The organism is Spongiactinospora gelatinilytica, assembly GCF_003236385.1.
Classification (GTDB): domain Bacteria; phylum Actinomycetota; class Actinomycetes; order Streptosporangiales; family Streptosporangiaceae; genus Spongiactinospora; species Spongiactinospora gelatinilytica.
Map to the genome: position 1 here is coordinate 1 of NZ_POUA01000306.1, position 9,523 is coordinate 9,523.

Consider the following 9,523-nt stretch of genomic DNA (forward strand, 5'->3'; position numbering starts at 1 on the left):
GTGCGGCTCCCTCGCAGGGGGCGGTCAGGTGGCAGACGTGGGGGTTTGATCGGCCAGAGGAGCCCGGTGAAAGGCCGGCTTGGAAAGTGGATGATGGCAGGGCCGCCGTGGAGTGGATGGGCGGGCTCATCATCTTCCGGGCCGGGCCGGAGAAACTGCGACGGTGGGCGCGGGCCGTTCATCCGCTTGGGGAGCGCATTTACCACGGCAGCGAACAGGTTTTCCTCGCTCCCCACCGTCGCGAGGTGTCGGCCTGCCGGGATGTGAGTTCGATGGGCACGGACGAGCTGTGGCCGCTGATCTGGGGCAGGGCGGACGTGGCTCGTGCTCGTGCAGCCCGCGCCGGCTGAAGAATGAATGCAACATATGAAATGGTTCACGCCCGCTTTTGCGGGTGAGATGGATCTAGGTGAATGCCGGCGTGTCGTCGAGGAGTACCAGGTTCATCTAGCGGCCATACTGCGCGGCGCGCCGCGGGAGATCCGCGAGTTCGCCAACGCGGCGAGCCTCCATGACAGTCTGGTATGGAGGTTCAGCGCCGGCCCCGATGCCGTGGAGATGAGCGTTCGGGTCGAAAGTCGCCTGCTGGACATGGAGTTCAGGAACGCGCGCGCCATCCCGGCCGTATTGCGCGGTGATATGGAGATCCTTTATGAGGAATTGGACCGGATGGCGGACGCGTACGAGATCCGGCTCCTGATGGGCGACCTCAGCGAAATGTCGATCATTTTCGATTCGTTGCGGTGGATGCTGCGGCCAGACGCGTGACCCCATGGGGCCCAGGCTCGACTCCAGGTGGATTTCGGTGAGTTGGTGCGCGGTCTCGCGGCCCATGCCGGTCAGGTTGAGGGCGATGGCCCGGTGGGCTCTGCCGTACGGCCGGTGAATGGCGAATCACCTCGATCAGGCTCACTCAGACACGAGAACAGGGGAACAAGCCCGCCATCGTGGAGGCGACCTGGGCCTGAGCCCATCGATCGCGAAGGTTCAGCGCGGGGGGCGGAGCTGCGTGCCAGCAGGAGTCACCCCCCCTGCCGGGGATTTCTTCGATGAGTTCTGGGCGTTTTCGATACCGGTCGGTCGAGTGTGTGACGGTGCTCAGCTCGCCGACGGCCTCCCTTTGAGGGCACTCCGGCTTCATCGATCGCGTGCCGGCCATGCACCATCTGCGGGAGCATCCGGGCCGTCGCCACGGGTTGAGGCTTGCTCGGAAAGCTAGCATGCGAGAGTGATCGAGGTAATCAAGACGCTGGTCGGACGGCATCTGCCAGGGTATGTGGTCCGGTCTGTGGAGAAACTGGGGGAAGGGCTCGACAACCTCGCCTACGAGGTCAACGGGAGTCTGATCGTCCGCAGCAGTAAGGAAGTCGACCCCGAAATGACCCGGCGCGAGGTCGAGGTGCTGCGGGTGATCGCGGAATGCGGCACATTGCCGGTCCCGGAAGTCGTGTTCGCCGATGCCGAGGCGGGGGTCATCGCGTACGGCAAGCTCCCCGGAACACCCCTTCAGACCGCACCGGCCACTGACGCCAACAAGCTGGCCCCTCCCTTGGGCGAATTCCTGGGAAGCGTTCACCGGGCGGCGGTTTCGGTACCGGAAGACGTGGGCCCACTGACAGAATGGCTGGCCGAGGCGGCGGAGAACTACGAGGTGGTCGCCGGCCGTATACCGACGTCCGCCCGCCGTACCGTCGAACGTTTCCTGAACGACGCGCCGCCGGCCGAGCCGGAGAAACTGGTGTTCTGCCACAACGACCTGGGCAGTGAGCACATCCTCGCCGATGGCGACACGATCACCGGAGTGATCGACTGGACGGACGCGGCGGTCACCGATCCCGCTGTGGACTTCGCCCTGATATTTCGGGACCTGGGGCCCGAGGCGTTCGAGCTGAGCCTGGCTCATTATCCAGGCGAGATCGCCAGGGAGCGGGCGGTGTTCTACGCGCGCTGCGCGTTGCTTGAGGACATGGCCTACGGGACGCGCAACCCTACGGCCCGGCGCTACGAGGAGCTTGGCCTGCGCCACCTGGAGTGGACCTTCGCAGGTTGATCGGGATGCGCCCGGACCGGATTTCGGCAACGCTGGTCGCCATGGTGGAGGGGTGATCGTTCTGCGCATGCCGCCCTGGTCGAAGCTGGGCGGCGGCCGGCGTTCATCGCAGGGGCCGTGCGACTGGGCACCGGTGGAAAGCTCGTGGAAGAAGGGGGTTTCGCTGCCCCGACCCGGCGGGTGATCGCCAACCTGGTGACGGCATTGGCGGAGGTAGGGCGGGCTTGCCCGATGTGGTGGCCTCGACGGTGTACGTCGTGTCGCCCGCCCCGGGGCCGTTGAGCGAGGCATGGGAGATCGTGCGCGCGCCTGGGCTGGAGCGTGGGCCGCACACATCCACCCTGCTGGGGGTGTCCCGCCTGGGCTACCCCGGGCAGCTCGTCGAGATCGCCGCGGTCGTCGGTCGTTTGTACGCCGAGATCGCGTACTGTCCATGTTCGCGAACTCGGAGTTCACCAGATCCTCGGCAGGAGCTTGCGCTCGGTGGAGGCAGGGCTGGGGCGACGGCCGCAGTGGACTAGCTGGAAGCCTGGCGCGCCCGCGCGTTGAGCGTCGTGAATGTGTATCAGTCCAGCCGGTGGTCTCGACTTCGCCCGTCGGCCCATCAGTACGATGTTGGCCGGGGAAGCAGCGCGCAGGCCGAGCGCCCGGGGGCCGTCGGCGGCTGGCCCCACGGCCTTTATGTCGTCCTGGCGTCGATGGTCTGGATCGTCTCGTCCGTGGTCGACCTCGGGCGGGTCCTCAGAACATCCGAATGGCATGGGTCTTTGCTGGTAGGAGCTGGGCCAGTGCTGGTGTACCCACCGCTCAGTATCGGGCCTGCGGGCAGCGGTCCCGCCGGCAGCGGCGGGGCGTTCGCATTTTGCCGATCAGCTCCGCCGGCCGGGGACTGCGGGCGATCAATTCTCTTGTTGTGAGTCGTCACGCTCGGGTGGCTTCTCCCAAGACCGGCGTGGCTTCACCTGTGAGCGACGGCATCCTGCTCGTACATGCCAAGGCGCTATGAGTCCGTATCGGGCGATGTGGGCATGGGGGCGGGGTCGCCTTGATCCCGCAGAAGGCGGGATCCGCCGGGATGGAGAGCCTGATCTCGTCGCTGACAAGGCATGGTCTGGTAGAGGGTTGATCGTCGACCAGGCGATGGCGTTCCTTTAGACTTGCACCACCTTGCGTGGTCACTTCATTACTTTTCGTGTTGACATCATGATGTCGTGCTGGCATGCTTGCGGCATGCGAAGGACAACCTTCCGTCTCGATGACTCGCTTCTGGAGGAGGCGAAGGCATACGCGGCGGAGCACGGACGCAGCCTCAACTCGGTGATGGAGGACGCCTTACGACAACTGCTCAACCGTGCGGCACACGACGATGAGCGGCTTCGGGTGGTGCTGCCGCTCTCGCACGCGGTGCCCGGGCATCAGCCATGGCTGTCCGCCCGGCTGGCCGCTGGCGAGGGCTGGGGACAGGTGATGGATTCGCTGGAGACGGAGAAGGTCGTCGAGAGGGTGACCGGCGATGCGGCTCCCTGATACCGAGGTGCTGGTCAACGCCTTCCGGCCGGAGGTCGAGTGCCACGCCGAGTTCCGTGCGTTCGTCGAGGAGATGGTCAACGGAGAGGAGACCTATGCCATTAGTGACCTGGTGGTCAACAGCTTCCTAAGGATCGTCACCGACCAGCGGATCTACAAGGATCCCGACCCAATCGGCGACGCGCTGAAGTTCGCGGCCGTGGTGCGCAACCAGCCACGGGCGGTGGTGGTGGCGCCCGGGCGGCGGCACTGGGAGATATTCGAGCGGCTGTGCCGGGAGACGGACGCATCGGGCAAGGCGGTTCCGGACGCCTACCTTGCCGCGCTCGCCATCGAGCATGGTTGTGAATTCGTGACCTGTGATGCTGATTTCGCCCAATTCAAGGGGTTGCGTATGCGGCACCCCCTGAACTGAACTTACGTTACGGGCACCCGCTACCCAGGCGCGTGCCGTACCTGTGACGAGGTGGCCGAGGCACGTGGTCGGCGGCGGCCGGAATGACATCATCGAGACGGGATCGCGTTCGCGTTGGGGCGGCCTGATCGTCGCCGGGGCGCTCCTCGTCCTGGTGGGTATTCCGGTGGTCGGGGTCATCAAAAGCCGGGGCGAAGCCGAGCCGCCACTTCCGCAAACGACGCTGACATCGCCCACGCCGGTCGGCCCCACAAGGGAATACCGGCCCAACTACCTGGTCCCCGACTCGAAGACCCACGACGGGCGCAAGGTGGTCGAAGTCACCTTCCCCGACGGCACCCGGGCCCGTCTCAGCTATCCGGCCAGCCTCGACATGGCCGAGTTCGGGGTAAGGCCGGTGATCGGCGTACGTGCGGAAAAGGCCGGAAGGCTGTATCGGCTGGTCTCCCCGCTTCCTGGCGAAAGTGAGGCAGAGGCCGGGCAGGACATGCTGCGCAGCCTCACCTCGAACGTGAGCCTGTGGGCGAAGAGCCCCGTCCGGGGCCGCGGCTACATCATGATGTTCGACTTCGGGTCGTGGTCAATGGCGCTCAGCGACCCAGTCCGCGGCGGGCCGACGTTCGACCAGCGGATGGATCTCGCCAAGCGCATTCGAGGAAAGGTGGATAAGAAGGGATACTTAATTTTGCGCGCCAGCGGGCCGGTTGAACTGGCCCGGCCCGGCGACCTGCTGGGGAGCATCACGCTGGGCCCGCAACTGTGGTTCGGCGGTGGCACACGCCCATTGATCGTCCTCGCACCGGTCCCAAAGTGCGGCGATGACCTACCGGTTCCGCCCTCGGTGGGCGCCCGGCGCTACAATGCGATCGACTGTAAGGGCGGCGTCATGGTGGCTGTCGCGGCCAGCGATGGCTACACCGATCGCTTGCTCCACGGCTTGCGCATCGAACTTCTCTGAGCGGTTTTGCGGAGCAGCTCACCCGCGAACGCTTCGCCAATCCGGTCGGTGGAGTTGGGTCGCCCCAGACCGCGCCGAGCGGAGCTGGAGATGCGTGCCGCGCCCGCGTGAACGTGATGACTCCTCCACCGTTCCCGCGGAAGGCGGACACGCCTATCCGGTCTCTTCCTTCGGGCTATTGGTCGCCGTCAGGTATTTCGATCCTGTCGGACGGGGTGTGGTAGCCGTTGCGGGAGTTGACCCGCTCGGTGCTGCGTGCCCCGTACGGGGCTCCGCAGCGGGCATCGGCGTCGGCCGACATCAACGCCTCGGCCACGGTCTTCACCATGGAGGGCAACAGATCGAGACTGTCGGTCTGGAGTTGCTGCGCGAGCCACTCACCGCTGGGCGCACTGCTGTCTGCGGCCATCGTCGTTCTCTCTTGATCTTGAACTGTGCATTCGAAGGATCACGCGATGGCCGTATTGATGCTCTGACGCCCATGCTTGTGACCAGGGCAAACTCGTACACCACATCCGTGGACGCAACCCCATTCTTCATTCCATTCATTCGGTCGCCAGGCGCGCTCTCGGGTGTGTCCATGGAATGTACGAGTTCGAGCAGGTCACGAGCGTGAAATCGAGACCCGCTGACGGCCATCGTGTGATCCTTCGAATGCACCCTGAGCTCCGGTTCGCAAGACTCACGTTGCTCTGACACCCCGGCTCACGGGTGCTGTCAGGTGCGAGCTCCTGAGCAACGGATCAATGGCGTGGTTCGTCAGGGTTTGCGGTGTTCGAGCTGCCCCGGGACGAGTCCCAGGCACAGAAAGGGCCGCCGTGGAGGAGAGCAGGTGACCGCGCAGGCCGCCGATCCGGTCCGCTGTCGGTGGGCATCTCCGCGTCCGATTACATCGACGACCACGACCATGAGTGGGGCCGCCCGGTTCGCGGCGATGACGAGGCGTTCGAGTAGATGACCCTGGAGTCGTTCCAGTCGGGCCTGTTCTGGTTGCTCATTCTGCGCAAGCGGGTGGGCCTCCAGGGCGGAGCGTCGCATAGATCACTTCACAGTGGCGGGGGGAAGGCAGGTCAGGCAGCGTTGCGCTTCTTGCCCTCAGCGCTTCTTCTCGTAGTACTTCCTGCTTCCCGACTAATGGGGCGGGGCGGTGCTGCCGGCTTGATCGGAGTCGGGGGCGGGCGGTGCGTGGATTTCCAGCGCTTTGGGAGTCTCGGGCTACTTGCCGGGAGGTCTGGATCTGACATTCGTCATGGTGCTCGGCGTGATGGGCGGCACTACAGCGCGGAGATGGGCGCGGCCAGGCTGAGTGGTATGGACACGGTGCTGGAGCTGACGAAGGTCAGCAAACGCTACAGCGGGGTCATCGCGCTTGACGATGTCGGGCTGACGGTCCAGGAGGGGGAGGTGGTGGCGGTGTTGGGGCCGAATGGAGCCGAATGGAGCCGGGAAGACGACCTTGCTCTCCATTGCCCTGGGGCTGGTCGCACAGGATGCCGGGCAGGTCGCGCTGCTCGGCGACGCGCCCCGGGCGGCGGTCAGAGCAGGGAAGGTCGGTGTGTTGTCACAGGACGGAGGGCTGATCGAGGACGTCAGAGTGGCGGAGCTGGTCGCGGCCGTCGCCGGGATGTACCCATCGCCGCTGCCGGTTCGCGAGGCGCTTCGTGCGGCCGGGGTGGAGGAACTGGCCGCGCGGAGGGTGCGCGGCCTGTCGGGTGGGCAACGCCAGCGGGTCAGGTTCGCGCTGGCATTGGTCGGCGATCCTCGGCTGCTGGTGCTCGACGAGCCCACCGTGGGGCTCGATGTGGAGGGTCGGCGGGGGTTGTGGCAGGAGGTCAAGCGGCGTACGACGGGCGGTGGCACCGTCATGTTCGCCACCCACTATCTGGCCGAGGCCGACGATCACGCCGACCGGATCGTGCTGGTCGTCAACGGGCGGATCATCGCCGACGGTGACGTGGCCCAGATCAAGTCCATGGTCGGCGACGGCGAGATCCGGCTCACCCTCGACCGTCCCGCCCCCGGGCTGCTGGCGGGTTTGCCCGGCGTGCGCGCTGTGGCGGTCGAAGGCACCGGTGTGGCGTTGACGACGGACGACTCCGATGCGACGCTGCGCGCCCTGTTCGCGGCCTTCGACGACGTCAGGGACGTGCGTACCGTGAGCCTCGACCTGGAGAGCGCGTTCGTCCGGCTGACCGGGGAGGCGGGCTCATGAGATCGCTGTTGCGTTTGGAGGTGGCCCGTGGTTTTCGTAATCCCGTTGGGATGGTCTTCCTGATCGGGTTCCCGCTCGCGCTGTACCTGCTGTGGACGAAGGTGCTCGCCATCACGGCCCAGACGGAGGGGTTCGCGGCCTACTCCATGGTGTCGATGGCGACGTACGGTTCGATGGGCGGCGCGCTGTTCGTCGGCGGCGCGATCGCCCTGGAACGCGCCGCCGGCTGGCTTCGGTACCTGGCGATGACGCCGCTGCCCCGGCACGGCTACCTGGTCGCCAAGGTCGTCGCCGGTGCGCTCGGCGTACTGCCGAGCATCGTGGTGATCCTCGGCGCGGGGGCACTGCTGGCCGGAGTACGCCTGCCGATGCTGACCTGGGTGGCGCTCGTGCCGCTGATCTGGGTGGGGGTGCTGCCGTTCGCCGCGCTCGGCGTGGCCTTCGGCTATTCGTTACAGGGCCCCGCGGCCAACATCGCGATGATGGTGGTCTACTTCGGGCTGTCGATCCTGGGCGGGTTGTGGTTGCCGGTGCGCGCGCTGCCGAGGGGATACGGGCCCTCGCGGAGTACAGCCCGGCGTATCAGGCGGGTTCGCTCGGGTGGCGGGCGCTCGACGGGCTCGCGCCCACTGCCGGGTCGCTGGCCGTGCTCGCCGGATGGACGCTGCTGTTCTGCGCGCTCGCGATCTGGCGGTACGGCAGGGCGCTGTGAGTAAGTGAGGCAGATCGGCACTGGTACGGCAGAGCCGTCGTGAGCAGGGAGGAGGAAAGGGGATGAGGCCGGGCGAACTGGTCACCCGGGAGGCGCGGTGGGCGCTACGCGCAGGGTCGCTGCTCTGGCTGCTGCTGCCCGCCTGGCCATTATGGGCGTTCCTCGCCGAGCGGCCCCACCTTGTCCCGGCGCTGTGGGCACTCGGCTGGTGGGCGGCTTTCGCCGCCTGCTGGGGCCGATTCGTGTGGAACATGTTCAGCGACCGGGCGCTGATCATGGTGCCGTGGGTGGTGACGGGTATGGCCGCGGCCACGCTCGCGTTGTTCCCGGTGCTCGGTCACAACTGGGCGTACGCCTCCTTCCCGCTGCTGGTCTCGCTGCTGGTGACGCTTCCGCCAGGCTGGTTCTTGGCAGGGGTGGCGGGTGTGGTCGTGCTGGAGCTGACCGCGCTGACGGCGTTCGGGCTGGTGTTCGCGGAGTTCTGGTGGGTTCCGGTGCTGATCGCGGCCGAGGCGACGGCCGTGCGGGCCCTCACGCGGATGGGCCACGCGCTGTACGAGCTGGAGACCGCGCGGGCCGAGGTCGCCCGCCTGGCGGTGGACAACGAACGGCTGCGTTTCGCCCGCGATCTGCACGACATCCTCGGCCATACGCTGACGTCGATCACCATCAGGAGCCAGCCACCATCAGGAGCCAGCTCGCCGTCCGGCTGGCCGAGCGCGATCCTGCCCGGGCCGCCGCCGAGATGAGCGGGGTAGAGCGGGCGGCTCGGCGGGCGCTCGACGAGGTACAAGACGCGGTCGCCGGATACCGGGCGGTCTCGCTGGTGGAGGAACTGGAGAACGCCGGACGCGTCCTGACCTCCGCGGGTGTCCGCGTGGAGATCTCCCGCGGCCTCGATCCCATTCCGGCCGGCGTGGAGTCGGTCCTGGCCTGGGCCGTACGCGGGGGCACCACCAACGTCCTGCGGCACAGCGACGCCAGGCGGTGGATGATCGACGTGCGCCTGGACGGGGACGGCCACGCCATCGCCGAGATCCATGACGATGGCGGCGCGGTGAACGGTACGGGCGATGGCAGGGACGAAAGGTCTGTCGGCGGTAGGAGGCCGCATATCGCTCAGGTTGTGGATGGCGCTGCGGGGGGCGGCCGGGAGAAGGAAGCCAGTACGAGTGGGCGGATGTCCCGTCGTACCGGGATAGATGTGGGCGGAGGCGCGGGAAGCGGTCTTCGAGGGCTGACCGAGCGGGTCATGGCGGCGGGAGGCACGTTGGAGGCCGGGCCGTTGTCTGGCGGCGGATATCGCATGCGTGCCTGCATTCCGATGTCGGTGGCGAGGGGAGGTCGCGATCTGGGCGCTGTTGGGCGGTGATCGGGACATGTGCGGTGATGGGTTTGCCGAGGTGTTCAGGTTCAGGAATGACGTGGGGTGGATGTTGTGTATGGGCCTGCGTCTGGTGAAGAGGGGAGAGCGTGGCCTGGGCGCTGTTGGGCGGTGATCGGGACATGTGCGGTGATGGGTTTGCCGAGGTGTTCAGGTTCAGGAATGACGTGGGGTGGAAGTTGTGTGGGCCTGCGTCTGGTGAAGAGGGGAGAGCGTGGCCTGGGTGCTGTTCGGCGGCGGGTTGTCGGGGCTCGGGTTCGGGGGG

Annotated in this window: 12 protein-coding genes; 11 read left to right on the forward strand and 1 reads right to left on the reverse strand. The window is 66.8% G+C overall.

The genetic code is table 11. The annotated features are described in order from the left end of the window. Positions 1 to 116 precede the first annotated feature (116 nt). The 6 genes from C1I98_RS44470 (at position 117) to C1I98_RS29310 (ending at position 4,950) form a co-directional block, all read left to right on the forward strand. Entirely contained in the window at positions 117 to 350 is a 234-nt protein-coding gene (locus C1I98_RS44470) for a hypothetical protein (protein WP_233508287.1), read from the forward strand. 16 nt (positions 351 to 366) lie between these two features. Continuing rightward, positions 367 to 768 carry a hypothetical protein gene (locus C1I98_RS29285; protein ID WP_111170631.1) on the forward strand — a complete coding sequence of 134 codons (402 nt, stop codon included), beginning with the start codon at positions 367 to 369 and terminating at the stop codon, positions 766 to 768. Between the two features lie 460 nt (positions 769 to 1,228). Continuing rightward, positions 1,229 to 2,050, forward strand: coding sequence for a phosphotransferase family protein (locus C1I98_RS29290; protein WP_111170632.1), 822 nt, complete (start codon positions 1,229 to 1,231; stop codon positions 2,048 to 2,050). A gap of 1,230 nt (positions 2,051 to 3,280) precedes the next feature. Further along, the gene (locus tag C1I98_RS29300) at positions 3,281 to 3,577 is read left to right on the forward strand and encodes a ribbon-helix-helix protein, CopG family (RefSeq protein ID WP_158558224.1); all 297 of its coding nucleotides are present in this window, start codon (positions 3,281 to 3,283) and stop codon (positions 3,575 to 3,577) included. 7 nt (positions 3,578 to 3,584) lie between these two features. Then, entirely contained in the window at positions 3,585 to 3,992 is a 408-nt protein-coding gene (locus C1I98_RS29305) for a type II toxin-antitoxin system VapC family toxin (protein ID WP_233508288.1), read from the forward strand. Positions 3,993 to 4,056: 64 nt separating this feature from the next. Further along, positions 4,057 to 4,950 carry a hypothetical protein gene (locus C1I98_RS29310; protein ID WP_111170635.1) on the forward strand — a complete coding sequence of 298 codons (894 nt, stop codon included), beginning with the start codon at positions 4,057 to 4,059 and terminating at the stop codon, positions 4,948 to 4,950. 175 nt (positions 4,951 to 5,125) lie between these two features. Here C1I98_RS29310 and C1I98_RS29315 read toward each other — a convergent pair whose 3' ends face one another. Next, the gene (locus C1I98_RS29315) at positions 5,126 to 5,359 is read right to left on the reverse strand and encodes a transposase (protein ID WP_438672119.1); all 234 of its coding nucleotides are present in this window, start codon (positions 5,357 to 5,359) and stop codon (positions 5,126 to 5,128) included. A 362-nt stretch (positions 5,360 to 5,721) separates the two neighbouring features. Between C1I98_RS29315 and C1I98_RS40730 the strand changes: the two genes are divergently transcribed. The 5 genes from C1I98_RS40730 (at position 5,722) to C1I98_RS29335 (ending at position 9,246) form a co-directional block, all read left to right on the forward strand. Continuing rightward, a complete protein-coding gene (locus tag C1I98_RS40730; protein WP_146607693.1) occupies positions 5,722 to 5,904 on the forward strand; it encodes a DNA-3-methyladenine glycosylase I in 183 nt (60 codons plus the stop codon). A gap of 502 nt (positions 5,905 to 6,406) precedes the next feature. Next, positions 6,407 to 7,162: an ATP-binding cassette domain-containing protein gene (locus C1I98_RS29320; RefSeq protein ID WP_233508289.1), complete on the forward strand. Its 756-nt coding sequence runs from the start codon at positions 6,407 to 6,409 to the stop codon at positions 7,160 to 7,162. Between the two features lie 50 nt (positions 7,163 to 7,212). Next, complete coding sequence (locus C1I98_RS29325; protein WP_111170636.1) at positions 7,213 to 7,878, forward strand: ABC transporter permease; 666 nt, start codon at positions 7,213 to 7,215, stop codon at positions 7,876 to 7,878. A 58-nt stretch (positions 7,879 to 7,936) separates the two neighbouring features. Further along, positions 7,937 to 8,623 carry a histidine kinase gene (locus C1I98_RS29330; protein WP_111170637.1) on the forward strand — a complete coding sequence of 229 codons (687 nt, stop codon included), beginning with the start codon at positions 7,937 to 7,939 and terminating at the stop codon, positions 8,621 to 8,623. Beyond that, positions 8,620 to 9,246 (forward strand): sensor histidine kinase, encoded by a 627-nt coding sequence (locus tag C1I98_RS29335; protein WP_111170638.1) that lies wholly within the window; start codon positions 8,620 to 8,622, stop codon positions 9,244 to 9,246. The genes C1I98_RS29330 and C1I98_RS29335 overlap by 4 nt, the downstream gene beginning before the upstream one ends. Positions 9,247 to 9,523: the final 277 nt, after the last annotated feature.